Genomic DNA, 25548 nt, shown 5'->3' on the forward strand with positions numbered 1-25548 from the left:
ACCCCGTAGCACCTCCGCAGAAAGGTCTTTCCATGAAGCTGTCTTCCCTGCTCTCGACCTCGCGCGTCGCCTTCACGACGCTCGCCCTGGCCCTCACCGCCGGCTGTGGCGTCTCGGATCCCGAGCCCACCACTCCGGAGCCCACCACCCCCGGCGATACCGACTCGACCGGACCGCTGTACGCCATCATCACCCAGCTCCTCACGGCCGATACGCCCCAGAGCTACATCGTCCTGACGAACAAGCTGGACGGCAACGCGACCCTGGCGCTGGACAAGGCCATCGAGGTGCCCAGCCGGTCCCTCGGCATGGGCATTCCCAAGTCGGGCGCCCTCTACGTGGCGGGAGATGAGGACGCGACGGTCACCCGCTACAACCTGACCGCCAAGGGGACCCTGGAGAAGGGGGACACCGTGAGCTTCGCGGGCAAGGGCGTGGCGTCGATCGGCGAGTACCAGACCCAGTTCCAGTTCGCCTCGCCCACCAAGGCCTACTACTTCGACGGACGCACCTCCCAGGTCATCGTCTGGAACCCCACCGAGATGACGGTCACGGGGAGCATTTCCCTGCCCGGCCTGGCGATCACCGGCGCGATCACGACCTTCGCCTCGTCGCCGGTGGTGACGCGGGAGAACCAGATCATCATGCCCGTGGGTTGGCGTCCGTCCTCGGTCGTGGGGATCACCAAGCAGGCGGGTGTGGTCGTCGTCGACACGCGCACCGACACCGCCACCCTGGTGACGGATGACCGCTGCGGCTACGTCCGCGACGGCGTCCTCGGTCCGGATGGCCAGGTCTACCTGGCGACCGAGGTGTACGGCGCGGCCGTCCACCGCGTGACGGGCGGCGACACACCGGAGCCCTGCCTGCTCAAGTTCGATCCCTCGTCGCTCACGTTCGACCCCGACTTCTACAAGGAGCTGAACTCGTTCGCGAACGGCGGCACGGTGGGCACCATCCTCCCCGGGCCCCAGGGCACCGCCTACGTGCGCGTGCTCGATGAGCAGACCTACCCCATCCAGGCGGGCGTCCACCCCCGCCAGGTGGCGAGCGCGGCCGCGTGGAAGTGGAGCCAGCTCAAGCTGGACACCTTCACCGCCACCCCCATCGAGACGCTTCCGGTGAGCACCGGCAGCACCTTCCTCTACCAGGCCCAGGACCAGATCCTCTTCACCCAGTTCGCGGCCGGCTCCTCGGGCACGACGCTGCACCAGCTCACGGGTGAGACCGGCAAGCCCCAGGTGAACTCGCAGGGCCTCATCTTCTCCTTCGTCCAGCTGCGTTAAACCCCGAGGGGCGGGCCGGTCGGAACCGTGACAGGCAACTCTTCCAGCCGATGTGTGGATAATACGGCTGGACCCAGGCTCACCCGAGCCCGTGCCGGAGAATCCCATGGACCCGATCGGCCGCCGCCCCGCCGCCTTCACCCCCTCGACCCCGGCCACGCCCGCCCCGGTCCCCCAGAACGCCGCGCGGCCCGCCAGCGCCCAGGGGCCGAACGCCGCCCAGGCGCTGGGTCACGCGCTCAAGAGCGGCTTCGACGCCGCGACCGTGAAGTCCGCCCAGGCCCCCCAGGGCACCTGGCGCGGCCCGGCGGACTCCGAGGTGGGCCGCACCATCAACACCATCCTCGAGCGGCTCAAGACGTGTGACATCCAGATCAAGGGGGATACGCCCGAGAGCCTCTTCCGCCGGGCCATCCTCGACAACAAGCACGTGACGAACGAGCAGCTCCTGGCCATGTCCAAGGTCACGCTCGAGCAGCTCGACTCCGGTCCGGAGACGCGGGCCAAGGTGCTCGGGAAGATTCCCAACGCGCGCGAGCTGCCCGTGCACAAGTTCACCGTGGCCATGATGTCGGCCGCGACGGGCATCGATCCCCAGAAGCTGTCCGAGGCCTGCCCGGACCTGGGCATGACGGGCGCGCCGAACACCCCCCTGCTCTACGCGGCCAAGACCGAGCGCATGCAGCGCTCCACCGCCCTGCATGACTTCACCGACTACCTGCGGGGGGCGGGCATCAAGGGAATGAACAAGGCCGTCTGGGGAGTGGAGGACCGGGTGCTCTCGGCCATCGTCAGCGCAGTGGGCGGCGGCCGCTACTAACGGTTAGTCTCGCCGTCCATGGAAGAACCCAACGGCCGGCTCATCCACACCCTCATCCAGGCACGCCAGCAGCACTGCTTCTCGCCGAACGTCCGCGCCACCGCGCCCGAGTTCGCCGACAAGGTGCTGGCGTTGCTCTTTCCCCATTTCGCCCAGCGGCTGGACTGCAGCGGCGTGGGCGTCCGCTCCGAAGTGGCGGTGGTGGAGGCGACCCTCACGCGCGTGCTGCAGACGCTCGCGCCCCGCTACCCCGCTCCTTCCGACGACATTCCCCAGCGCTTCATGCACGAGCTGGCGGAAATCTACGCCTGGCTGCGCCAGGACGCGGACGCCATCTTCCAGGCCGATCCGGCGGCGCGCAGCGTGGATGAGGTCATCCTCACCTACCCGGGCTTCTACGCCATCGCCATCTACCGCGTGGCGCATGCCCTGCACACGCTCGGCTGCCCCCTGCTGCCCCGCCTGCTCTCCGAGCTGGCCCACGAGCGCACCGGCGTGGACATCCACCCGGGCGCCAACATCGGCCGGCGCTTCGTCATCGACCATGGCACGGGTGTCGTCATTGGGGAGACCACCCAGATTGGCGATGGGGTGAACATCTACCAGGGCGTCACCCTGGGCGCGCTCCAGGTGGAGAAGAGCCTCGCGGACAAGAAGCGCCACCCCACCATCGAGGACAACGTGGTCATCTACGCCAACGCCACCATCCTCGGAGGCTCCACCGTGGTGGGCCGCGGCAGCATCATCGCCGGCAACGCCTTCATCACCCAGAGCATCCCCCCCGAGTCCGTGGTGACCCGCCGCAGCGAGGTCCGGGCCCGGCACGGCGGTGCGGAATTCGACGAGTTGGAGTATCACATCTGATATAGCAGAACCCTTTCCGCCATGGCAGAAACTGCCGAGAGGTCCCGTCCATGAAGGCCAACAGCATCCTCGAGACGATTGGCAACACGCCGCACGTGCGCATCAACCGGCTCTTTCCCTCGCGCGTCCAGGTGTACCTCAAGCTGGAGCGCGCCAACCCGGGCGGCAGCATCAAGGATCGTATCGCGCTGGCGATGATCGAGGACGCGGAAAAGAAGGGCATCCTCCAGCCGGACAGCGTCATCGTGGAGCCCACGTCGGGCAACACGGGAATCGGCCTGGCCATGGTGGCGGCGGTCAAGGGATATAAGCTCATCCTCGTGATGCCCGAGTCGATGAGCATCGAGCGCCGCCGGTTGATGGCGGCGTACGGAGCCACCTTCGAGCTGACGCCGCGGACGCAGGGAATGAAGGGCGCCATCGCCAAGGCGCAGGAGCTGGTGGCGCAGAATCCCAAGGCGTGGATGCCGCAGCAGTTCGAGAACGAGTCCAACATCGAGGTGCACAAGCGCACCACGGCCCAGGAAATCCTCCGGGACTTCCCCGAGGGGCTGGACTACCTCATCACCGGCGTGGGCACGGGCGGCCACATCACCGCGTGCGCCGAGGTGCTCAAGCAGCACTGGCCCAAGCTCCAGGTCTTCGCCGTGGAGCCCACCAAGTCGCCGGTCATCAGCGGCGGCGCGCCCTCGCCCCACCCCATCCAGGGCATTGGCGCGGGCTTCATCCCGAAGAACCTCCACAAGGAAGCGCTCGACGGCGTCATCCAGGTGGCCGAGGAAGCGGCGTTCGACTTCACCCGGCGCTCGGCGCGCGAGGAGGGCATCTTCGTGGGCATCTCCTCGGGCGCGGCGCTCGCGGCGGTGAACCAGAAGATCGCGGAGATCCCCGACGGCAGCCGCGTGCTCACCTTCTGCTACGACACGGGCGAGCGCTACCTGTCCATCGACAACCTCTTCGCGGCGCAGTAGCCCTCAGCGCCCGGAGAAGCCGCGCACCAGCGCCACCAGCCGGTCCAACTCCTCCGGCTGGTTGTAGAAGTGGGGCGACACGCGGATGCGTCCCCGGCGGACCGAGAAGCTGACGCGGTTCTCGGTCAGGTACGCCGCGAGCGCCTTCACGTCGCCCTCCCCTCCGGGGGGCAGGAAGGTGAGGCTCCCCGCGCGGTGTTCCGGGGAGGGGCCCGTGTCGCAGCCCAGGCTCCGCAGTCGCGTGTCCGCATGGACGAGCAGTGCCTGGATGCGGGCCGCGACATGCTCCATGCCCACTTCCAGCAGCAGCTCCAGGGCGGCGCCGAGCGCGTAGATGCCGGCGAAGTTGTGGCTGCCCTCCTCGAACTTCGTGGCGTCCGGGCGCAGCTCGAAGTGGAGCGTGTTGAAGTTCCAGAGGTCCGTGGTGGAGCGCCAGCCGACGAGCACGGGCCGCACGCGCGGCAGGACATCGCGCGCCACGTAGAGCAGACCCATGCCGGACACGCCGAGCATCCACTTGTGGCTGTCCGCGCTGAGGAAGTGGATGCGGCTCTTCTTCACGTCCACGGGAACGCAGCCGACGCTCTGGATGCCGTCCACGCAGAAGAGGACGCCCGCGCGCTCGCACAGCGCCCCAATGGCGTCCAGGTCCGTGCGGTGGCCGGAGGCGAACTGCACGGAGCTCAGGGAGACGAGCCGGGTGCGAGGGGTGAGCGCGGCGGCCACCGCCTCGGGGGTGACACCGCCCTCGCGCGCTTCGATCTCCCGCACGGAGACGCCCCGATCGCGCAGGTGCATCCAAGGGTAGACGTTGGAGGGGTACTCGACGGACGTGGCGACGGCGACTTCGTCCCCGGGCCTCCAGTCGAGTCCCTCGGCGATGAGACCGAGGCCATGGCCCGTGTTGCGCACGAAGGTGATCTCCTCCGGAGAGGCCCCGACGATGCGCGCGGCCAGGCCCCGCGTGCGCTCGGCCCGGGCCTCCCAACCCCGCTCGTAGCGCACGCCGTGCAGGAGCAGATCCTCCTCCCACTCGTGCATGGCGTTGACGACCCGCCGGCTCGTGGGGGCCACCCCCGCGTGGTTGAAGTAGAGCTGCTCGCGCACCACGGGGAACTCGGAGCGATAGGCGTCGAAATCAGGGGACGGAGCCATCCCGCAACCCTACCCCGCTACGGCGTGCCCGTGGCGGCGGACGTCGACGCCTTCGTCCACTGGTCCAACCAGTCCAGCACCGTGTCATGCCACTGGATGCTGTTGGCCGGCTTCACCACCCAGTGGTTCTCGTCCGGGAAGTAGAGCAGCTTGGAGGGAATGCCCCGGCGCTGCAGCACCGTGAAGGTGGCCAGCCCCTGCGTGTCCACCACGCGGAAGTCCTGGCCGCCGTGGATGACCAGCATGGGCGTCTTCCACTTCGCCACGTGGTCGATGGGGTTGTGCTTCGTGTAGCCCTCCGGCTTGTCCCACGGCGTGCCGCCGTGCTCCCACTCGGGGAACCACAGCTCCTCGGTGTTGAAGTACGCCATCTTCTCGTCGAGGTTGCCGTCGTGGTTCACGAGGCAGCGGAAGCGCTCGGGCATCTGGCCGGCGATCCAGTTGATCATGTACCCGCCGTAGCTCGCGCCCAGCGCACACACGCGGCCCCCGTCCATGAAGGCGTAGCGCTGGACGGCCGCCTCCAGGCCCTTCTGGAGATCCTCCAGGGGTTTGCCACCCCAATCCCCCCGGATGGCGTCCGTGAAGGCCTGGCCGTAGCCCGTCGAGCCGTGGAAGTCGACCATCACCGCCACGTAGCCCCGGCCCGCGTACGTCTGCGGATGCCAACGGTAGTGGAAGTGGTTGCCGAAGCTGCCCTGGGGGCCGCCGTGGATGAGGAACGCCACCGGGTACTTCTTCTTCGCGTCGAAGTCGACCGGCTTCACCACGAAGCCCCGCACCGTCTCGCCATTCCAACCCGGGAAGGAGAACTGCTCGTAGTCACCGAAGCGGATGCGGGCCAGGGCCTCCTCGTTGACGCGCGTGAGCTGGCGCACGTCACCGCCGTCCGCGCGCACCGAGTACAGATCCGCGGGCGACTTGAGATCATCGCGCAGGAAGACGACACGGCCATCCGGCAGGGCCCGCGGCTCCGCGGCGCTCCCCGGACCGCTCAGGGCGCGCACCTGGCCGTTGGCCACGTTGAGGGAGAAGACGGGGTGCTGGCCCAGCTCGTCCGCCGTCACCAGCACCGACTTGCCGTCCGCGCTCCAGGTGAGCGAGCCGGCCGAGCGATCCCACGCCTCGGCGAGGACCCGCTCCTTGCCGTCCGGCCACGAGCGCAGCACCACCCGCAGCCGATCCGACTCGTAGCCCGGACGCGACATGGCCAGGTAGGCGAGCGTCTTGCCATCCGGGCTGAACACCGGTGAGGTGTCCGTGGCGCGGTTCTTCTCCGTGAGCTTGCGGGGAGCCCCGGCGCTCTCCACGGACGCGAGGAAGAGGTCCAGGTCCGTGCTCCACGCCTCCGAGGCGCCCACATCGCGCGCGGTGAAGACGAGCCCCTTGCCGTCCGGCGTGAAGGTGAATTCCTCCGGCCCGCCGAAGGGCTTGCTCGGGCCATCCGCGTCCATGCCCGCCATCACGTCGCGGGGCGCGGCGGAACCCTCCACCGGCAGCACGAAGAGGTGCGAGCGCCGACCATCGCGCCAGGTATCCCAGTGCCGCGCGAAGAGCGAGTCATGGAGCTGGCCGGAGCTCTTCTTCTTCTGGTGCTCCTGCTGACGCTGGACGGTGCACTCCAGCGAGGCGCAGTCCGGATACACCTCCAGGGCGACGGCGAGCCGCTTGCCGTCCCGGGACAGGCGGAAGGCACCCACGTCCAGGGGCAGCTTCGTGACGGGCTGGGCCTCTCCGCCCCCGAGCGGCAGACGGAACACCTGGCTGGAGCCGCCGCGCGAGGAGAGGAAGAAGAGGCTCTGGCCGTCGGGGCTCCACGTGGGCTGGCCCTCGCTCTCCGGAGAGAAGGTGAGCTGACGCGGGTTGCGGCCGTCGGCATCGACGAGCCACAGATCCGTGCGGCCGCGATTGGCCTCCAGGTCGGTGGTGCGCAGCACGAAGGCGATGCGCTTGCCATCCGGCGACACGCTTGGATCGCTGATCCGGCGCATCGTCACCTGATCCTGGACGGAATAGGGATGGGTGGGGGCGGCCGCGAGGGCGAACGCCGCGACGAGGGGAAGGGTCAAGGGGGTCCTCCGAATGAGTCAACCGCTCACGACGGTGCCCGTTTCAACCCCAAGTGTCCACCGCTCCACCCGGAGGGGACGCGCACCCATACCGGGCGTCAACGCGTCCCCGCCCCCCGTGGCGAGCCCTCCCCCTCAGCCGCGGGCCGCCCGCGAACGGCTCTTCGTCGCGGAGCCGGAGCGGGTCGAGGCCTTCTTGGAGCTCTTCTTCGTGGAGGAGCCCTTCTTCTTCGACGCCTTCGCCTTCTTGGCGGGAGCGGCCTTCTCCTTCTTCACGGGAGCCAGGATGGTGCCCCGGCAGCCCGGCGCGCCACAGCGGCAGACGTAGAGCGCCTCTTCCTCCGGGCCCATGCCCTCGGTGCGCTCGTAGCCATAGTCGTAGACGAGCTCCTCGCCCACCGCGATGTCGCGCAGGGAGTAGATGAAGATGCGGTCGTCCTCGAGGAAGGCCTGGCAGTTGGGAGCGCACGAGTGGTTGATGAAGCGCGCGTCGTTGCCCTCCCGCGCCGCGTCGATGACCGTGTCCTCGTCCACGCTGAAGAGGAAGGTGTGGTGGCGCGACATGGCCCCATCGTCGTAGCGCTCGTCGGCTTCGTCCTGGGTGATGCGCTCACCGAGGTACTCGATGATGCGCTCGCCCTTCTTGATGGGCCGCGTGGCGAACGCACCCTGTCCCTGGATGGAGGAAGGGCGCAGCGCGAAGGGCTGGGACGTGGGGGAAGCGGAGGACTTGCGGGAAGGAGTCTTCTTGGAGGGAGCGGGCATCGTGAGGAAGGAAGTAGAGACGCGCTGGAAAAGGCGCGGTAGGGTGCCTCAGTCGGACTTCTAAAGAAAGGCGCTCGACGATGCGGCTGTGGCTCACTCTCGGCGCGGCAAGCGCGTTCCTGTCCGTGGCGGCGGGAGCATTTGGTGCGCATGCGCTGCGCGCGAGACTTACTCCGGACTTGCTGACCATCTTCGAGACCGGTGCTCGTTATCACATGTACCACTCGCTGGGGTTGATCGCGATCGGCCTGCTCGGGCAGTTGCGTCCCAGCCCACTGTTGAATGGCGCGGGTTGGTCCCTGGTCGTGGGCATCCTGCTCTTCTCCGGCAGTCTGTACGCGATGGCGCTCTCCGGCGTGCGCGCCCTGGGCGCCATCACCCCACTGGGCGGCCTGGGCTTCCTCCTGGGCTGGCTGCTGTTCGCCGTCGTCGCCTGGCGGCACGCGAACTGAGCCGGGCCCCCCTATTCCCGACCTTGACGGCTGCTTCCCTGGCGACGAGGGGAAGCCCCGGGTGCATCCGCCCCGCGGCATCCCCACCGTACGGAGGGAGGCACCATGGCGGACGAGCCCGAGAAGATGGAAGAGGAGCTGCGACTGCTGCGTGAGCGGCGGCGGATGTCCCGCTGCAACCGGACGTATTCCCTCTTCCTGGACGGGCTCGAAACGGCGAGTGGCCTGCCGAGGGAGCAGGCTCAACGGGTCTTCGTGTCGGTCCTGTGCGCGTTCGAGCAGCCCCTCATACGGGACACCGCGGATGAATGGCGGGCACGACTGCCGGTGAAGCTGCGGGAAGCGCTCCAGGCCTGTGCCTCGCGCCGGGGTTCCGCCCCGGAGCTCCCCAGCCTGGAAGCGGTGCTGCGCCGGGTGGAAGCGGACATCGGCGGAGACCGTCCCCGGGCCGAGAGCGTGACCCGGGCGATCTTCTCCACGCTCCGCGCCCACATCACCGAAGGCGAGGCCGACCAGGTGGCGGACGCGCTGCCCCCGGACTTCCAGGCACTCTGGGCCCGCGCATGCTGACCCCGGAACGCACGGACATGAAGACGATCAGGGACGTCATGACACGGGACGTGGAGGGAATCGACGCCCACGCCCCCCTGGTACGGGCCGCGGAGGCGATGCGGCGGCTCGGCGTCCGGGAGCTGCCCGTATGTGACGGCGGACGGGTGGTGGGCCTGGTGACGGATCGAGACCTCGTGGTGCGGGGTGTCGCCATGGGCCATGACCCCCGCACCTCGCGCCTCTCCTCGGTGATGACGGAGGACGTCGAATGGCTCCGCCCCGACACCCGCCTGGACGAAGCCGCCAAGCGTTTGAGGAACGGTGCCGCGAGGCATCTGGTGGTGGATGAGGAGGGGACCTTGTTGGGCAGTGTCTCCTGGAAGGAGTTGGAAGCGGGGCGCGACGAACACGGGAATGCATCAGGTTTTCTCCCGGCGATGCTGCCCATCAAGTAGGGTCACGCCGCCCGGAAGGGAGGCCATCGTCCCGGGCCACCGGTGTCCTTTCCTCCCTCTCGTGAGCGCACCCCATGGATGACACGCCGCAACCCACTCTCGGCGTCCAACTCCGGAAGGCACGGACGCGTCTGGAACTCACCCAGGAGCAGGTGGCCCGGGCCGTGGGCTTCGTCCCCACCGTGTACGGACGCATCGAACGCGGGGACATGCTGCCCAGTGTCCCCAAGCTGCGGGAGTTGTGTGTCGTGCTCGGCATCTCCGCCGACGTGCTCCTCTCCCTGCCTCCCGTACCGAGCGTTCCAGGCAAGCCGCACGCCGAGGAACCTCCCGAGACCTCTCCCGCGATCCGGCGCCTCGCCACGCTCGTGCGCGACCTGCCCCCCCAGCGCTTGAAGCTGTTCCGCGTCGCCCTCCAGACGATTCTCGAGCCTCCCGAGGAACCCGGCGCGGATGGTTCGTGACACCTGCCCGTCACTCGCCGCGCTGAAGTGTTCCGGAGTGAACAGACCGTGCCCGCCGGGCGACCAGGCGAAGTGTGTCTCCGCGACTGGAGCCGTATTGCCCCTGGGTTGGGCTCTCGATAACCGATAAAAAGGGGGGGGTGTCCGATTCGACGGCTCACTCGCCCCCCTTACCCCTCCTGACGACGACCTCGCCCACCACGCCCGCCCGGGTCGAGGTGCTGGCCGTGGACGACACACCCGCCAACCTTCGTGCCCTGGAAGGATTGATCTCCGACCTGGGAGCCAACGTCGTGTGTGCCTCCTCCGGAGACGAGGCACTGCGCCTGCTGCTCGAGCGCGACTTCGCGCTCATCCTCCTCGACGTGCAGATGCCGGGGATGGACGGCTACGAAACCGCCGCCCTCATCCGCATGCGCGAGCGCACGCGGCACGTCCCCATCATCTACATCACCGCCTCCAACCGCAGCGAGGTGAACGTCACGCGAGGCTATGCGCTCGGCGCGGTGGACTACCTCTTCAAGCCCATCGTCCCGGAGATCCTCCGGACCAAGGTGAGCGTGTTCCTGGAGTTGCACCGCAAGCGCGAGGAGGTGCGCCGGCAGGAGGAGTTGCTGCGGCAGGCCGAGAGCCAAGCCTACGCCCAGCGGCTCACCGAGGCGCGCGCCCACTACGCCCATTCCCTCCTCCAGCAGGAGATAGAGCGCGAGCGAAAGGTGTCCGAGGCCCGGGAGCAACGGGCCCAGGAGCTCGCCCGGCTGGTGAGCGAGAAGGAGCAGGCCCAGGCCGCACTGCGCGAGAGCAACGCGCGGCTGTGGCTGCTGGCGGATACCGCCAGCCGCTTGTTGAAGGATCCGGATGGCCGCGGCCACCTGGACAGCGTCCATCAGCAGATCGCGCGGCACCTGGGGCTCGAGGTCTGCCTGGGGTACCTGTTCCAGGACGACGCCAGGGGCATGGAGCTGGCGGTCCACGCGGGCATCGCCCCCGAGTCACTGCCCGCGTTGCGGCATCTGGAGCCGGGACAAGGCATCGCGGGCCTCGTGGCGGCCGAGCGCCAGCGCTGGGTGCTCGACGCCAGCATCCCCCAAGGCACGGCGCCAGGTCCGGACACCGTGAACCCACTCGGACTGGCGGCGCTCGTGTGCTACCCGCTGATGGGTCAGGACCGCGTCCTGGGCACCCTCGCCTTCGGCACGCGCTCCCCCCGCACCTTCTCCGAGGGTGAGCTGTCGCTCATGCAGGGCGTGTGCGATCAGGTGGCCGTGGCGCTCGAACGCGAGCGGCTCATCCACGCGCTGCGCGAGGCGGACCGCCGCAAGGACGAGTTCCTGGCCATGCTCGCCCACGAGCTGCGCAATCCCCTGGCCCCCGTGCGCCACGCGCTCGAGGTCTTCGAGTTGCGCGCCCAGCAGGACGACATCCTGCAGCGCGCCCTGGGCAGCGCGAATCGCCAGGTGGCCCACATGACGCGCCTGGTGGACGACCTGCTCGACGTCAGCCGCATCACCCGGGGCAAGGTGGAGATCAAACCCATCCCCGTCACCCTCTCGGACCTGATGGAGGGAGCGATCCAGGCCTGCGAGCCCCTCATCGCCCAGCGCCACCACGCCCTGAGCGTCACCCTGCCACCCGAGCCGGTGCGGTTGAACGTGGACCCCACGCGGATGACGCAGGTGGTGGCCAACCTGCTGCACAACGCGGCCAAGTACACGCCCAGTGGCGGGCAGATCGCCTTGAGCGCCCGCCAGGAGGACGGAGAGCTCGTCATCAGCGTGCGCGACAACGGGGTGGGACTGCGGCCGGACATGCTGCGCCGGGTCTTCGATCTCTTCGTGCAGGTGGATCCCGGCAGCGACAGGGCCCAGGGCGGTCTGGGATTGGGTCTCACCCTGGTGCGCAGCCTGGTGGAGATGCATGGCGGCAGCGTGAGCGCCCGCAGCGAGGGGCCGTCCCAGGGCAGTGAGTTCATCGTGCGCCTGCCCCTGCCCACCAGCACCGCGGCCCCGCTTCCCCTGTCCCCCTCCCTGCTCCAGTCCGCCGCCTCGGCCACGACCAAGCTCGGGCCGCTCCACATCCTCCTCGTGGAGGACAACCCCGACATCCGCGAGACGCTGCGCGACCTCCTCGAGTTGCAGGGCCATCGGGTGGAGGAAGCCGGCGATGGACGGGCCGCGGTGGAGCTCGTGCTGTCCTCGCGGCCCCAGGTGGCGCTCGTGGACATCGGCCTGCCCGAGATGGACGGCTACACGGTGGCCGAGCGGGTGCGCGCCTCCGCGGTCGGCGCGGGAACAAGGCTCGTGGCCCTCACCGGTTATGGCCACCCGGAGGACCGCAAGCGAGCACTCGAGGCTGGCTTCGATGCCCACCTCGTCAAGCCCGTATCCTCGGACGATCTGTCCCAGGTGTTGAAGAAGCTTTGCCCGGCCGCCTGAGCCGCCGAAACGCAGTACTGGAGACGCCCCCATCATGGCCACGCAGCCCGACAAGGCTCCGTCCGACAAGACGATCGACACCAAGCTTCTCCTCAAGACGCTCCAAGCCGTCCGCAAGGGGGACTTCAGTGTCCGCATGCCCGAGGACCGCACGGGAACTCCGGGGAAGATCTACGACACGCTCAACGAGGTCATCGTCCTCAACGAGTCGCTGGCGCGAGAAGTCGCGCGCCTCAGCCAGGTGGTGGGCCGCGAGGGCCGCATCTCCCAGCGCGCCGCCATCCCCAACGCCACCGGTGACTGGCGCGGGTGCATCGACGCGCTCAACTCGCTCATCACCGACCTGGGACAGCCCATCACCGAGGTCGCCCGCGTCATGGGCGCCGTGGCCAAGGGAGACCTCACCCAGACCATGGCGCTCGACGTCGAGGACCGTCCGCTCAAGGGCGAGCTCCTGCGCACCGCCCGGGTCATCAACGGCACCGTGGCCCAGCTCTCCTCGTTCGCCAGCGAGGTGGCCACCGCGGTGGCCAAGGGAGACCTCACGCGCGGCATCTGCGTCGAGGCCCAGGGCCAGATGGCCGCCCTCAAGGACAACATCAACCAGATGCTCGCCAACCTGCGTGACACCACGCGGAAGAACACCGAGCAGGACTGGCTCAAGACGAACCTGACGCGCATCACCCGCATGATCCAGGGCCAGCGCGAGCTGGAGACCGTCTCGCGGCTCATCCTCCGGGAGCTGGCGCCCCTGGTGCAGGCACAGCACGGCGTCTTCTTCCTCATGGACGGCACGGACAAGAACCAGACGCTCCGGCTGCTGTCGAGCTACGCCTACCGCGAGCGCAAGAGCCTGGCCAACCACTTCCGCCTGGGCGAGGGACTCGTGGGCCAGTGCGCCCTGGAGAAGGAGCGCATCCTCCTCACGGACGTGCCGAACGACTACATCCGCATCAACAGCGGACTGGGTGACCACCCACCACTCAACATCGTGGTGCTGCCGGTCATCTTCGAGGGCGCCGTGAAGGCGGTGCTGGAGCTGGCCTCGTTCCAGCGCTTCAACGAAACGCACCTGTCCTTCCTGGACCAGCTCGCCGAGTCCATCGGCATCGTGCTCCACACCATCGCCGCGAGCATGCGCACCGAGGAGCTGCTCGCGCAGTCGCAGAGCCTCGCCAGCGAGCTGCGCGGCCAGCAGCAGGAGCTCACCGAGACCAACCACCGCCTGGAGCAGCAGGCGCGCAGCCGCCAGGCCTCCGAGGAACGCCTCAAGCAGCAGCAGGAGGAGCTGCAGCAGACGAACGAGGAGCTCGAGGAGCGCAGCCGCCTCCTGCAGATGCAGAACATGGAGGTCGAGCGCAAGAACCGGGAGATCGAACAGGCCAAGGAGTCCCTGGAGGATCGCGCCCAGCAGCTCGCGCTCTCCTCCCGGTACAAGAACGAGTTCCTGGCCAACATGAGCCACGAGCTGCGCACGCCCCTCAACAGCCTGCTCATCCTCTCCAAGCTCCTGTCGGAGAACGCCGAGGGCAATCTCTCCGGCCGCCAGGTGGAGTTCGCCCAGACGATCCACGGCGCGGGCAGCGACCTGCTCTCGCTCATCAACGACATCCTGGACCTGTCGAAGATCGAGTCCGGGACCATGAGCGTGGACGTGGACGAGGTGTCGCTCACCAGCCTCAAGGACTTCGTCGAGCGCACCTTCCGGCAGATGGCCGTGGACAAGAAGCTCGGCTTCAACCTGGAGTTCGCCCAGGCCCTGCCTCCGCAGCTCTTCACGGACGGGCGCCGGCTGCAACAGGTCATCAAGAACCTGCTCGCCAACGCCTTCAAGTTCACCGACGAGGGCCATGTCACCCTCGATGTGCGTCCGGCGCGGGGCGGCTGGAGCACGGATCACCCCACCCTCAACCAGGGCGGCTCGGTGCTCGCCTTCTCCGTCATCGACACGGGCATCGGCATCGCGGAGAACAAGCAGAAGATCATCTTCGAGGCCTTCCAGCAGGCCGACGGCACCACCAGCCGCAAGTACGGCGGCACCGGACTGGGCCTGTCCATCAGCCGGGAGATCGCCAGGCTGCTGGGCGGAGAGATCAAGGTCGTCAGCGCGCCGGGCAAGGGCAGCACCTTCACCCTCTACGTGCCGCAGACGTACATCTCGCCCTCGTCGCAGTCCCGCTCCCTCCAGGCTGGCACTCCCGCCTCGGGAAGCACCGCCGTCAACAACCCGAACGCGGTCCGGGCGAACAGGGAGGAGCGGGTCCACGCCCTGCGCGCGGAGGTGGAGTCCGCCGCGCAAGACGTGGAGCTGGCGCGCGAGGAGGAGGTCGAGGACGACCGGCGCGACATCGAGTCCGGGGATCGCACCCTGCTCATCATCGAGGACGACATCGTCTTCGCGCGCATCCTGCTGGGTCTGGCGCGCGAAAAGGGCTTCAAGGGACTGGTGGCGCTGCGCGGCGACACGGGCCTGGCCATGGCACGCCAGTACAAGCCGGATGCCATCACCCTGGACCTCGGGCTGCCCGTCATCGACGGGTGGAGCCTGCTGGACCGGCTCAAGCATGACGGGCGCACGCGGCACATCCCCGTGCACATCATCTCCGCGAGCGAGGAGGAGCGCAGCCGCGGCCTGAGGCTGGGCGCGCTGGCGGTGCTGCGGAAGCCCGTCACCCGGGAGGCCCTGGGAGAGGCCCTGGGCCGGGTCAAGGACTTCATCGAGCGGCCGGTGAAGAACCTGCTGGTGGTGGAGGACGACGCGCGGCAGCGCGAGAGCATCGTCCACCTCATCGGCAACGGCGACGTGAAGACGACGGCGGTGGGCAGCGGCCACGAGGCCCTGGCATCCCTGGGCGAGAAGTACTTCGACTGCGTGGTGCTCGACCTGGGGCTGCCGGACATGACGGGCCTGCAACTCGCCGACGCCATGAAGGCCCAGGGCCACACCCCACCCATCATCGTCTACACGGGCCAGGCACTCACCGAGGAGCAGGAAATCGTCCTCAAGCGCGTCACCGATGCCATCATCATCAAGAGCGTCAAGTCACCCGAGCAGCTCCTGGACGAGACGGCGCTCTTCCTGCACCGCGTGGAGGCCAACCTGCCCGAGAGCAAGCGGGCCATGATCAAGCAGGTGCACCAGAACGATCCGGTGCTCGCCGGCAAGAAGGTGCTGGTGGTGGACGACGACGTGCGCAACATCTTCGCCCTCACCAGCGTGCTGGAGCGGCACAAGATGCAGGTGCTCTACGCGGAGAATGGCCGCAAGGGCATCGAGCTCATCCGCAACACGCCGGATCTGCACGTGGTGCTCATGGACGTGATGATGCCGGAGATGGATGGCTACGAGACCATGCGCGCCATCCGCCAGGTCAACTCGCTCAAGAGCCTGCCCATCATCGCGCTCACGGCCAAGGCCATGAAGGGCGACCGCGAGAAGTGCATCGACGCGGGCGCCAGCGACTACATCACCAAGCCGGTGGAGACGGATCAGCTCATCAGCCTGCTGCGCGTGTGGCTGTTCCGTACCACGGAGCGGCACCTGAACGGATAGCGTAGCGGGCGCGATGACAGACGCACTGGCACGGGCGAACACGAAGGCCGAGGAGACCCTCGAGGACATCGAGTTGGATCTGCTCCTCGAGGGGATCCTCCGGCGCTATGGCCTGGACTTCCGGGGCTATGCCCGCGTGTCCTTGCGGCGGCGGGTGTGGAACATGGTGCACGCCATGAAGCTGGAGACCTTCTCCGCGCTCCAGGGCAAGGTGCTGCACGACGCCCAGATGATGGACATGCTCCTGCAGCACCTGTCGGTGAACACCACCACCATGTTCCGCGACCCGAGCTTCTTCCAGGCGTTCCGCGACCAGGTGGTGCCCCACCTCTTCTCCGCCCCCTTCGTGCGCATCTGGCACGCGGGGTGTTCCACGGGCGAGGAGGTGTACTCGCTCGCCATCCTCCTGCAGGAGGCGGGGCTGTACGAGCGCAGCCGCATCTACGCCACGGACATGAACGTGGCCGTGGTGGAGCAGGCCAAGTCGGGCATCTTCCCGCTCGAGCACATGCGGGAGTACACGTCCAACTACCAGCGCGCCGGAGGCACCTGCTCCTTCAGCGACTACTACACGGCCAACTATGACCACGCCATCTTCAAGGCCTCGCTGCGCAAGAACATCGTCTTCGCCCAGCACAACCTGGTGAGCGACGGCACCTTCAACGAGTTCAACGTCATCCTCTGCCGCAACGTGCTCATCTACTTCGGCACGCAGTTGCAGGAGCACGTCCACCGGTTGCTGCACCAGTCCCTGCGCCGCTTCGGCGTGCTCGCCCTGGGACGCGGCGAGACGCTGCGCTTCACCGTGCTCGAGCGGGAGTATGACGAGGTGGATGTCCAGGAGCGCATCTACCGCCGGCGGGCCTGACGCCCTCAGTGCCAGTCCGCCTGGAGGCTCGCCCTGCGGCGCAGCGCCTCCGCCACAGACCGCCTCAGCTCTCCGTCCGAGGAGCCAGCGAACTCCCCGAGGAGCACGTCCACCGCCGCCACGGCCGACTCCGGGTGCCCGAGACCCTGGAGACAGTCCGCCATGGACAGCAGGGTCCGCGCGACACAGCGGCGAAGAACAGGGTCGTCCTCACCTCCCCGCGTCCGGAGAAGCGCGTCACCGACGATGACCGCCTCCTTCCATTGCCCCCGGTCCGCGAGGCGCCGCATCCGCTGCTCCAACGCGAGGGCTCGCCGACGCGAGAGCGCCCCTTCCTCCTCGGCTCGAAGCTCGAACTCGGTCATGGCGCCAACTCCCGCACTCGCTCTCTTAATGGTGGGGAACGGGTTCCGCCTCGGCGTCCTCGGACACGGCGTCCGTCTCCCCGCTCTCCTCCGCCGAGGGGTCGAACACCACCAGATCCGACTTCACGGGCTCGGGATGACCCAGGGCCTTCTTGAGCTCCGTATCCTCGATGCGAAGCACCGCGCTCCTGGCGGAAACCTCCGATGACATGACCCACCCCTTCCTGGGCTCGGGGATGAACTTCCCCTCAACCCTGGGCATGTCTCTTCCTGGGAACCAGGGGGAGCCTCCGCGCGGCGCTCGTCCGCCTCCCCTGCTACCTCAACGGATTGGGCAGGCGGTACAGCTCCTCGATGTCACCATGGTGATACAGGCCCATCGCTTCCCGTTGAACGATGAGGTACCAGCGCTGCTTCTCCGCCTCGGCGCGCAAGGTCTGGTGGCGGGCCACGTGACGCGCCCGCTCCGCCCCCTGGGTGCCGAGCGAGGCGTCTTCGATCTTCTTCAGCTCCGCCAGCAGGGACTCCACCTTCTGCGCCACCCGGCGCATCGCGGAGGCCTTCTCCGCGCGGATTTCCACCTCGATGGCGAGCGGAGCACCCAGGAATTTGGAATTCGAGGACATGACAGGGAACTAACGTCCCCCGTTTTTCCTGACAAGGTCTGGCCGCTCGCCCCCCACACGAGGCGGCGGCCCCCGACTACCGGGCTCGCCGCTCCTGCCGCTCACGCGCCTCGGATTGCTTGCGGCGAGAGGCCTCCCCGGCGGTCTCTGGCGGCACCAGCGCGTGAGGCCCCCGGCCGATCAAATCCTCACGGCCCGCCTGGATCAACGCCTCGCGCGCGAGCGGCCACTGCTCGGGATTCCAGTAGAGCAACAGCGCCTTCTGCAGCTTCTTCTCGCGCAGACCCCGCGCCGTGTAGACGGGCTCCATCTTCAAGGGATCGAAGCCCGAGTAGTACATGGCCGTGGCCACGGACATGGGCGTGGGGATGAAGTCCTGCACCTGGCGGGGGCGCTTGCCGTTCTGCTTGAGCCACAGCGCCAGGTCCACCATGTCCGACAGCTCCGAGCCCGGGTGCCCACTGATGAAGTACGGGATGTCGTACTGCTCCTTACCCGCCTCCTCGCTCGCACAGGCGAACAGGGTTTGGAAGCGCTCGAAGCTCTCGATGCCCGGCTTCTTCATCTTCTCCAGGACCCGGGGAGACACGTGCTCGGGAGCCACCGACAACTGTCCACCCACATGGTGCGCGGCCAGTTCCTTCACGTACTCGGGCGAGCGCTCGGCCAGGTCGTAGCGCACACCGCTCGCGATGAAGACGTGCTTGATGCCCTCTTCCTTTCGCACCTGCTTCATCAGGTCGATGAGCGGCCCGTGATCCGTGTCCAGGTTCTCGCACACGCCCGGGTGCACGCAGGACAGCTTGCGGCAGCGCTTCTCGATGTCCTCGCTCTTGCACTTGAGCTTGTACATGTTGGCGGTGGGACCGCCCAGGTCGGTCAGGGTGCCACGGAAGTCGCCCATGCGCCGCAGGGCCCGCACCTCACGCAGCACGCTCTCCGCGCTGCGGCTCTGGATGACGCGGCCCTCGTGCTCGGTGATGGAGCAGAAGGTACAGCCACCAAAGCAGCCGCGCATGAGCACCACCGAGTGCTTCACCGTCTCGTAGGCGGGGATCTTCTCCTGGTACATCGGGTGCGGCACGCGGTTGAACTTCAAATCATAGAGCTCGTCCATGGACACCGACGCGCTCTCGGCCTTGCCCGCGCCGTCCTCCAAGGGCTTCGCGGGCGGGTTGAAATAGATGGCGCGGTTGCCATGCCGCTGCGCCAGGGGCCGCCCGTTGCCGGGGTTGGTCTCCATCTGGAAGTCACGCGACATGCGCGCGAAGGCTTCCTTGTCGGCCACCACCTGCTCGTACGAGGGAAGAATCACCGTCTTCAGGTCCGCGGCCCGCCTGGCCGGATCCGCCTCGAGCGCCTTCATCGCCTCGTCGTTGATGAGGTAGGCGGTGCCGCGCACGTCCCGAAGCTCCTCGATGCGCTCGCCCTTGTTCAGCCGGTCCGCGATCTCCCAGATGGGGCGCTCGCCCATGCCGAAGACGAGCAGGTCCGCCTTGGCGTCGAAGAGGATGGCGCGCCGGACCTTGTCGCTCCAGTAGTCGTAGTGGGCGATGCGGCGCAGCGACGCCTCGATGCCGCCCAGGACGATGGGCACGTCCGGGAACGCCTCGCGGCAGCGCTGCGCGTAGACGATGGAGGCGCGATCCGGCCGGCAGTTGGTGCGCCCCCCCGGGCTGTACTGGTCCTCCGAGCGGTTCTTCTTCTGCGCGGTGAGCCGGTTGAGCATCGAATCGAGGTTGCCAGCGGCCACCCCGAAGAAGAGGCGGGGCTTGCCCAGCGCCTTGAAGGGCTCGGCCGAGTGCCAGTCCGGCTGGGAGATGACGCCCACCTTGAAGCCCCGGCCCTCGAGGAAACGGGCGATGAGGATGGGGCCGAACGCGGGATGGTCCACGTACGCATCGCCGGTGACGATGATGATGTCGAGCTGCTCCCACCCCCGGGCCTTCATGTCGGCGCGGTTGACGGGAAGAAACGGATGGGCGTGGCGGGTCTGGATGGCCATGAGGTGCGTCCTTCCCCACCCCTAACCGCTCAGGCGGGCGGGAAGCAAACGCGCATTGACCGAAAAGGCTTCCGCCCTCCTCGGGGTTCGCCCTACTCGGAGCCCGCCCCGGCGCTTCCCCGCCGGGGGGACGCCATGACGGGAAGAGTCAGGCCCGCGGCCTGGAAGCGCTCCAGGGCCCAGTGCCGGGCCATCTTGAGGTCCCCCACGATGGTGTAGGGCGTGGGCAGGGGCTGGATCTGGTACACGATGTTCAGCGCCAGCCGGATGAAGGGCGAGTTGATGACGAACGCGGTGCCGAGCGAGCGCAGCCGCAGGGCGGACAGGTTCGCCTGGACCCATCCCACCTGACGCTGACGCTGCTCCAGGGTGGGCCCCGCGGACAGGCCCTGGGTGTCGATGATGACCGCGTGCTTATCACCGCGCTGCAGGTACTCCGACAATCTCGTCAGGTAGGCGTCGAAGTCCTGGCTGGAGTTCTTTCCCGTGAACGACACCGTCAACAACGGCCACGAGGCGTCATCGAAGGTGATCAATGAACGATGTCCATCCTTTCCAGCACCGGCCATCAGCATACAGGAAAGAACCCATCACGTCGCGGCCCCGGAACCCGGCCTGGGAGTCATGATGCGCCCGCACACCGGAGGGGGAGACACCCAACGCTTGGGCAACACGGCCTCGGCTGATAGCACGGCCCCATGAAGCCCCCTTCCAAGACGATTGTCTTCGACCTCGACGGCACGCTGGTCGACTCGCTGCCGGACATCATCGCCAGCTTTCAATATGGGCTCGCACGGCTGGGAATGCCCGTGCCCTCGGAGGCGGAGGTGCGCACGCTCATCGGCCACCCCCTGGAGGCCATGTACGCCCACTTCGCGCCCGAGCAGGTCCCCACCCTGTGTGCGCTCTACCGGGAGCACTACCCGCGCAACTTCACCACCCGCTCACGCCCCTACCCCGGTGTCGTCGACTTCCTCGGGAACCTGCGCGAGCGCGGCTACTCGTTGGCCATCGCCACCACCAAGCGCACCGACATGGCCAGGCGATTCGTCGAGGCACTCGGGCTCACGTCCGCCGTGGACCATGTGCAGGGCACGGACGGATTTCCCCACAAGCCCGCCCCGGACGTCATCCACCGCGCCCTGGCGGCGCTCGGCACCGAGGGCCTGTGGATGGTGGGGGACACCACCCACGACATCCTCGCGGGAAAGGCGGCGGGCCTGAGGACCTATGCCGTCACCTGGGGCACCCACGAGGAGGCCCTGCTCGCCACCGTCGCCCCGGACGAACTCCAGCCCAATCTCTCGCGCCTGTTGGAACACCTGCCTTCATGCCGTTGATGGGAGCCCCTACTGAGTCAATTCACGCCCACCCGAAGCGAGGATGCGAAGCGTCAATTCGCCCCGCTCCGTCGGAGAGGGAGCGAGAAGGCGAGCCAGAGTCACCAAAACCCCAGGTTTCAAAAATGAAGCGTCCTCAGGACCCTGTTTTCCCAGGATGACACCTGGGATTCAGGGTTTTCAACGAAAGGGCATGGCCGTTGCAGTACGCGGGCGCCATCAACACGCCCTCCGGGGCGGAAGGAATGTCCATGCGAAGCATCGCGATCATCGGTTCGGGGCAGGCGGGTCTGCTGGCGGCACACGCCCTGTTGAAGGCGGGCTATCGCGTCACGCTCTATTCGGACCGGACGCCCGATCAATGGCTGCACGAGAGCCGGCCCACGGGTACCGCCACGCGCTTCGACCTGGCGCTCCAGTTCGAGTACGAGCTCGACCTGAACTCCTGGGTGAATGACGCACCGTGGGGTGACGGCTTCCACATCACCGTCTGCCCGATGCTCGGCAACCGGATGCTGACCGTCACCGGGCGCCTGCGCCGGCCGTTCGTCGCCATCGACCTGCGCCTGCAGAGCCACCAGTGGATGAACGAGCTGGTGGCACGAGGCGGCCAGGTCCGGATCGAGTCCGTCACCCTCCGGCGCCTGGATGAAATCTCCGCCGAGCACGACCTCACCATCGTGGCCGCGGGCCGGGCGGAGCTGTGCAACCTCTTCGAGCGGGACGCGGAGCGCAGCGTCTATGACGCGCCCCAGCGTCAGCTCGCCATGGTGTGCGTGAAGGGACCCCAGATGGGCTTCGAGGGCATCCCCATGCTGCCCGTGAAGCTCAACCTGATGGCCACCGCGGGCGAGGCCTTCTGGGTGCCCTACTTCCACAAGGACGCCGGCCCGAGCTGGTGTCTGCTCTTCGAGGCGCGGCCCGGCGGACCCATGGACCGCTTCCGGGGGGCCAAGAGCGCCGCCCAGGTGCTCGAGCTGGGCAAGCAGGTCGTTCGGGAGCTCATGCCCTGGGACGAGGCGTGGATCCGCGACGCCGAGGTGTCGGACCCCAACGGCTGGCTGGTGGGGAGCTTCGCGCCCACCGTGCGCAAGCCCGTGGGCCGGCTGCCCTCGGGCCGGTGCGTGATGCCACTCGGGGACACCGCCATGTCGTTGGACCCCATCGGCGGGCAAGGCGCCAACAACGGCAACAAGATGGCGCGCAACCTCGTCGAGTGCATCATCGCCCACCAGGACCAGGCCTTCGACGCGGAGTGGATGACGGACACCTTCGAGCGCTTCTACGCGCGCCACGGCCACGCCACCTACACCTTCAACAACCTGCTCCTCGAGCCCCTGCCCACGGCCGGCCGGGATCTGCTCATCGCCCAGTACGGCAGCGACGGGCGCTTCGACAACACCAGCGGGGAGCAACGGCTGGCCAATGCCTTCGTGGAGAACTTCAACGATCCCTCGCTGCTCACGCCCCTGCTCCAGGACCCGCACCAGATGCGCCAGTTCATCTCGCGGGAGACGGGCCACTCGTGGATGCGCGCCCTGGCGGGAGGCGGACTGGGAATCGCCCGCGAGGAGTTGCGGCAGTTGCGTGGCCAGGAGCCCCGACACCCCCTGGTCCACGGCTACAAGAAGGCGGCGTAGCCTCCATCACCCAAGGACCCTCTCCCCTGGACCTCGGGACTGGAATGAACCGGACCCGAGTCAGGACGTGGCGATCGACTTCGGCGGCAGCTTGAGCACCTGTCCCACCTTGATCTGGTCCGGGTTCTTGAGCTGATCCTTGTTGATCTCGAAGATCTTCGGATAGAGCTTCGCATCGCCATAGATGTCCTTGGCGAGCTTGCTCAACGTATCCCCCGACTTCACGGTGTAGACCCCGTAAGGCTCCGCGTGGGTCACGGTCAACAGCACCATGATTTCATTCTGCCACTGGGTGTGTTTGGCCTTGATCTGATCCCAGATGCGATCGCGATCCCAGGCATGCTCGACCGTTCCTTGGATGACGAGCTTGCCGTTCTCCTCTCGGGACTCGACCTTGGCGCCCACGGTCTTCGCGACGTCGAGTACGTCCTTGTAGTCATTCTGCAGTGCCATGACGCTCCTCTCGTGCCACACGGAGCGCACGGGCGCTCCGCCAGATGGAGCCGCACTCTAGTCACGAGCCCCCCCGCCACTTCACGCGCGGTGGAGCCCTTCCGCCTGGGGGTGATGGACTGTCAACAGACAGTCCACGGCCCTCGGTTCAGAGCCGGACCTGGATTTCGTAGCGGCGGTTCTTCGCCTTCTTGGCCGCCGTGTCGTCCGGCTTCACCAACATCTGCTCCGAGCCCCGCCCCACGGCGATGATTTCCCCCCGCGGAACGCCCCGGGAGACCAGCTCCTTGACGATGACCTCGGCGCGCTTCGCGCTCAGCGCCTTGTTCTTGGCCGCGTCGCCGCTCGAGTCGGTGTGTCCGGAGACCTCGAACTTGTAACTCTTCACCCCACCCGCATCGAGTTGCTTCTTGGCCTCGATCAAGGCCTTGGCGAGGTTCTTCAACTTCTTGTCGCAGCCGGGCTCGAGCGTGTCGGTGCCGGACTTGAAGCTGCACTGGTTCTTGCGGGCCTCGTCCGTCAGCTTCGTGTTGATGCGCTTCTCGAGGGCCCCCTTGCCCGCGTCTCCCGCCGTCTTCTTGAGCTGCTCCAATGGGCCCTGCGCGAACGAGACCGCGGGAACCGCCAACAGCGACAGGGCGATGCACAGCGCCTTCGTCTTCATGGCTCTTGCCTCCGAGGTATGGTGAAGCGCGCCCAGGCTGCATGGGTGGGCCCGGGGCGTCCAGTGCCGTCTTTTCCGGAAGCGCCACCGGGTTACGGTAGGCTCGCGCCCCCTCATGAGCGACCTTCCCTCCCCGCCCTCTCCCACCCCGGCCCCTTGGGGTGGACGTGTCCTCGGAGGGGCCGGTGTCCTCTGCGCGCTCGCGGTGCTGGCGCTCACCGTCGCCCTCGTCCCCGACTACTGGCGGCTCCGGGGCTTTCCCCTGGACGATGCGTGGATCCACGCCGTCTACGCGCGCTCCGTGGCTCACGGAGATGGGCTCAGCTACAACCCCGGCGTGCCCTCCACGGGCGAGACGTCTCCCCTCTGGGCCGTGGTGCTGGCCGTGGCACACCTCGGGAACGCGAGCGTGGAGCGGGCCGTGCTCGTCACCAAGCTGGTGGGCTTCCTGTTGCACGCGCTCACGGCCGCGGGCCTGTACGTGGCGCTCCGGGACGCGGGCCGCCGCTGGGCCGCCAGCGCCGCGCTGCTCGTGCTGATGAGCCCCCACCTGGTGGCCGCCAGCCTCTCCGGCATGGAAGTCCCCCTGGCCACGCTCGCGGCGGTGGGATTCCTGCTGGCCCTGCGCTCCAGACGGCCCGGCCTCTACGTGCTGTGCGGCGCGCTCGGCCCCCTGGCCCGCCCCGAGGTGGGGCTCTTTCTCTTCCTCCTGCCGCTGGTGGTGCGGCCCGAGCCCGGAGGGAAACCCCTCCTGAAGCGATGGCTCCAGGCCGCGGTGGGCGTGGCGCTGGGCTGTGGGGCCTGGGCGCTGTGGAACCTGCATGCCTCCGGCAGGCCACTGCCCGCGACGTTCTACGCCAAGGTGGGGACCTCGAACCGCCTGCCCCTGCTGGCCACGCAATGGGCCGGCTTCTTCCGACTCGTGCCGGAACTGTCCTGGCCCGGGCCCGTGCTCGCGGTGCTCGTGCTCGTGGCGATCGTCATCCTGGTGCGGCGCCGGGCGCCCAGGCCGGGTCCCGAGCGGTTGGGGGCCGGACTCGTCGCCGTGGCCCTGGTGTTCTGCTCCGTCTCGCAGGCGCTCCTGCGCCAGCCCGCGGTCCAGATCTTCTACACCCAGCGCTACCTGCTGCCCGCCATCCCCTTTCTCCTGGCCGCCCCGCCCCTTCTGCTGGGACGGTGGCTGGAGGCGCGCCTGGCGGCGAAAGGCACCCGGCTGGCCACCGCCGTGGCGGTACTCCTTCCGCTCGCGCTGGCCACGGGGCTCCCCGCCCGCCTGAGCCGGCTCGAGAACGACGCGCACAACATCGATGATCTCCAGGTCCAGGAGGGACTCTTCCTGTCGAAGGCCTCGCCCGAGGACGTGGTGTGGGTGCTGGACGCGGGCGCGTCGCGTTTCCTCGGCCGGGCGTTCGTGGTGGACCTCGTCGGGCTCAACACCCACCAGATGCTGGGAGACGAGGTCCAGGCCTACCTCGACGCGCATCGGCCTCGCTTCATGGAATGGGCACAGGGATGGGGTTCCGTTCAACCCGATGACCTGCGCACCGGGATGCGCGCCGTCCACCGCTTCCAGGTGACCACCGACTACACCGTCACCCGGGAGCAGGCGCTGGCGAAGCGTCTGCTGCTGGAGTGCGCCCCCTCCACGGGAGGCGTGTACGAACGCGCGCCGCTCCGCTGGCGTTACACCTGCGCCGCCGAGCCGCGGTGACTCCACCCGAGCACTGACTCCTGCGCCGCGCACCG

The 25548-nt window shown here is 68.1% G+C and carries 24 protein-coding genes; 14 read left to right on the forward strand and 10 right to left on the reverse strand.

Going from position 1 to position 25548, the window contains the following annotated elements; genetic code table 11:
- The first annotated feature begins 32 nt into the window (after positions 1-32).
- The 4 genes from MEBOL_RS04705 to cysK all read left to right on the forward strand — a co-directional run bounded on the left by MEBOL_RS04705 (position 33) and on the right by cysK (position 3941).
- Positions 33-1286 carry a hypothetical protein gene (locus MEBOL_RS04705; RefSeq protein WP_095976285.1) on the forward strand — a complete coding sequence of 418 codons (1254 nt, stop codon included), beginning with the start codon at positions 33-35 and terminating at the stop codon, positions 1284-1286.
- Positions 1287-1392: 106 nt separating this feature from the next.
- Entirely contained in the window at positions 1393-2106 is a 714-nt protein-coding gene (locus MEBOL_RS04710; protein ID WP_095976286.1) for a hypothetical protein, read from the forward strand.
- An 18-nt stretch (positions 2107-2124) separates the two neighbouring features.
- A complete protein-coding gene (epsC, locus tag MEBOL_RS04715; RefSeq protein ID WP_095976287.1) occupies positions 2125-2970 on the forward strand; it encodes a serine O-acetyltransferase EpsC in 846 nt (281 codons plus the stop codon).
- A gap of 50 nt (positions 2971-3020) precedes the next feature.
- Entirely contained in the window at positions 3021-3941 is a 921-nt protein-coding gene (cysK, locus tag MEBOL_RS04720; protein WP_095976288.1) for a cysteine synthase A, read from the forward strand.
- A 3-nt stretch (positions 3942-3944) separates the two neighbouring features.
- Here the strand turns inward: cysK and MEBOL_RS04725 are convergent, their stop codons facing one another.
- From MEBOL_RS04725 to MEBOL_RS04735, 3 genes are all read right to left on the reverse strand, one after another.
- Complete coding sequence (locus MEBOL_RS04725) at positions 3945-5096, reverse strand: aminotransferase class V-fold PLP-dependent enzyme (RefSeq protein WP_095976289.1); 1152 nt, start codon at positions 5094-5096, stop codon at positions 3945-3947.
- Between the two features lie 17 nt (positions 5097-5113).
- Positions 5114-7165 (reverse strand): dipeptidyl-peptidase 5, encoded by a 2052-nt coding sequence (locus MEBOL_RS04730; RefSeq protein ID WP_095976290.1) that lies wholly within the window; start codon positions 7163-7165, stop codon positions 5114-5116.
- 135 nt (positions 7166-7300) lie between these two features.
- Entirely contained in the window at positions 7301-7930 is a 630-nt protein-coding gene (locus MEBOL_RS04735) for an SET domain-containing protein (RefSeq protein ID WP_095976291.1), read from the reverse strand.
- 80 nt (positions 7931-8010) lie between these two features.
- Here MEBOL_RS04735 and MEBOL_RS04740 point away from each other — a divergent pair, with 80 nt between their 5' ends.
- The 7 genes from MEBOL_RS04740 (at position 8011) to MEBOL_RS04770 (ending at position 16709) form a co-directional block, all read left to right on the forward strand.
- Entirely contained in the window at positions 8011-8382 is a 372-nt protein-coding gene (locus tag MEBOL_RS04740; RefSeq protein ID WP_095976292.1) for a DUF423 domain-containing protein, read from the forward strand.
- A 105-nt stretch (positions 8383-8487) separates the two neighbouring features.
- The gene (locus MEBOL_RS04745) at positions 8488-8952 is read left to right on the forward strand and encodes a DUF2267 domain-containing protein (protein ID WP_095976293.1); all 465 of its coding nucleotides are present in this window, start codon (positions 8488-8490) and stop codon (positions 8950-8952) included.
- A gap of 17 nt (positions 8953-8969) precedes the next feature.
- Positions 8970-9389 carry a CBS domain-containing protein gene (locus MEBOL_RS04750; RefSeq protein WP_170115446.1) on the forward strand — a complete coding sequence of 140 codons (420 nt, stop codon included), beginning with the start codon at positions 8970-8972 and terminating at the stop codon, positions 9387-9389.
- A gap of 74 nt (positions 9390-9463) precedes the next feature.
- The gene (locus MEBOL_RS04755) at positions 9464-9853 is read left to right on the forward strand and encodes a helix-turn-helix domain-containing protein (RefSeq protein WP_095976295.1); all 390 of its coding nucleotides are present in this window, start codon (positions 9464-9466) and stop codon (positions 9851-9853) included.
- Positions 9854-9993: 140 nt separating this feature from the next.
- Positions 9994-12288 carry a response regulator gene (locus tag MEBOL_RS04760; RefSeq protein WP_170115447.1) on the forward strand — a complete coding sequence of 765 codons (2295 nt, stop codon included), beginning with the start codon at positions 9994-9996 and terminating at the stop codon, positions 12286-12288.
- Positions 12289-12322: 34 nt separating this feature from the next.
- Positions 12323-15841, forward strand: coding sequence for a response regulator (locus MEBOL_RS04765; RefSeq protein ID WP_245919460.1), 3519 nt, complete (start codon positions 12323-12325; stop codon positions 15839-15841).
- 13 nt (positions 15842-15854) lie between these two features.
- Positions 15855-16709: a CheR family methyltransferase gene (locus MEBOL_RS04770; protein WP_095976297.1), complete on the forward strand. Its 855-nt coding sequence runs from the start codon at positions 15855-15857 to the stop codon at positions 16707-16709.
- A 5-nt stretch (positions 16710-16714) separates the two neighbouring features.
- Here the strand turns inward: MEBOL_RS04770 and MEBOL_RS04775 are convergent, their stop codons facing one another.
- The 5 genes from MEBOL_RS04775 to MEBOL_RS04795 all read right to left on the reverse strand — a co-directional run bounded on the left by MEBOL_RS04775 (position 16715) and on the right by MEBOL_RS04795 (position 20241).
- Positions 16715-17074, reverse strand: a complete 360-nt coding sequence (locus MEBOL_RS04775; protein ID WP_095976298.1) for a hypothetical protein — start codon at positions 17072-17074, stop codon at positions 16715-16717.
- A 25-nt stretch (positions 17075-17099) separates the two neighbouring features.
- Complete coding sequence (locus tag MEBOL_RS04780) at positions 17100-17285, reverse strand: hypothetical protein (protein WP_095976299.1); 186 nt, start codon at positions 17283-17285, stop codon at positions 17100-17102.
- Positions 17286-17391: 106 nt separating this feature from the next.
- On the reverse strand, positions 17392-17700 hold the full coding sequence (locus tag MEBOL_RS04785) for a hypothetical protein (RefSeq protein ID WP_095976300.1): 309 nt from the start codon (positions 17698-17700) through the stop codon (positions 17392-17394).
- Positions 17701-17776: 76 nt separating this feature from the next.
- Positions 17777-19705 carry a YgiQ family radical SAM protein gene (locus MEBOL_RS04790; protein WP_095976301.1) on the reverse strand — a complete coding sequence of 643 codons (1929 nt, stop codon included), beginning with the start codon at positions 19703-19705 and terminating at the stop codon, positions 17777-17779.
- A gap of 92 nt (positions 19706-19797) precedes the next feature.
- The gene (locus MEBOL_RS04795) at positions 19798-20241 is read right to left on the reverse strand and encodes a hypothetical protein (RefSeq protein ID WP_095976302.1); all 444 of its coding nucleotides are present in this window, start codon (positions 20239-20241) and stop codon (positions 19798-19800) included.
- A gap of 162 nt (positions 20242-20403) precedes the next feature.
- On the opposite strand from MEBOL_RS04795, the gene MEBOL_RS04800 reads away from it, so the two are divergent.
- Positions 20404-21045, forward strand: coding sequence for an HAD family hydrolase (locus MEBOL_RS04800; RefSeq protein WP_095976303.1), 642 nt, complete (start codon positions 20404-20406; stop codon positions 21043-21045).
- 251 nt (positions 21046-21296) lie between these two features.
- The gene (locus MEBOL_RS04805) at positions 21297-22685 is read left to right on the forward strand and encodes a styrene monooxygenase/indole monooxygenase family protein (protein ID WP_095982586.1); all 1389 of its coding nucleotides are present in this window, start codon (positions 21297-21299) and stop codon (positions 22683-22685) included.
- 60 nt (positions 22686-22745) lie between these two features.
- Here the strand turns inward: MEBOL_RS04805 and MEBOL_RS04810 are convergent, their stop codons facing one another.
- Both MEBOL_RS04810 and MEBOL_RS04815 read right to left on the reverse strand, forming a co-directional pair.
- A complete protein-coding gene (locus tag MEBOL_RS04810) occupies positions 22746-23138 on the reverse strand; it encodes a LysM peptidoglycan-binding domain-containing protein (RefSeq protein ID WP_095976304.1) in 393 nt (130 codons plus the stop codon).
- 148 nt (positions 23139-23286) lie between these two features.
- The gene (locus MEBOL_RS04815) at positions 23287-23802 is read right to left on the reverse strand and encodes an OmpA family protein (RefSeq protein WP_095976305.1); all 516 of its coding nucleotides are present in this window, start codon (positions 23800-23802) and stop codon (positions 23287-23289) included.
- A gap of 115 nt (positions 23803-23917) precedes the next feature.
- Between MEBOL_RS04815 and MEBOL_RS04820 the strand changes: the two genes are divergently transcribed.
- The gene (locus MEBOL_RS04820; RefSeq protein ID WP_157774754.1) at positions 23918-25513 is read left to right on the forward strand and encodes a glycosyltransferase family protein; all 1596 of its coding nucleotides are present in this window, start codon (positions 23918-23920) and stop codon (positions 25511-25513) included.
- Positions 25514-25548: the final 35 nt, after the last annotated feature.

Origin of the sequence: Melittangium boletus DSM 14713, assembly GCF_002305855.1 — a bacterium.
Classification (GTDB): Bacteria; Myxococcota; Myxococcia; order Myxococcales; family Myxococcaceae; genus Cystobacter; species Cystobacter boletus.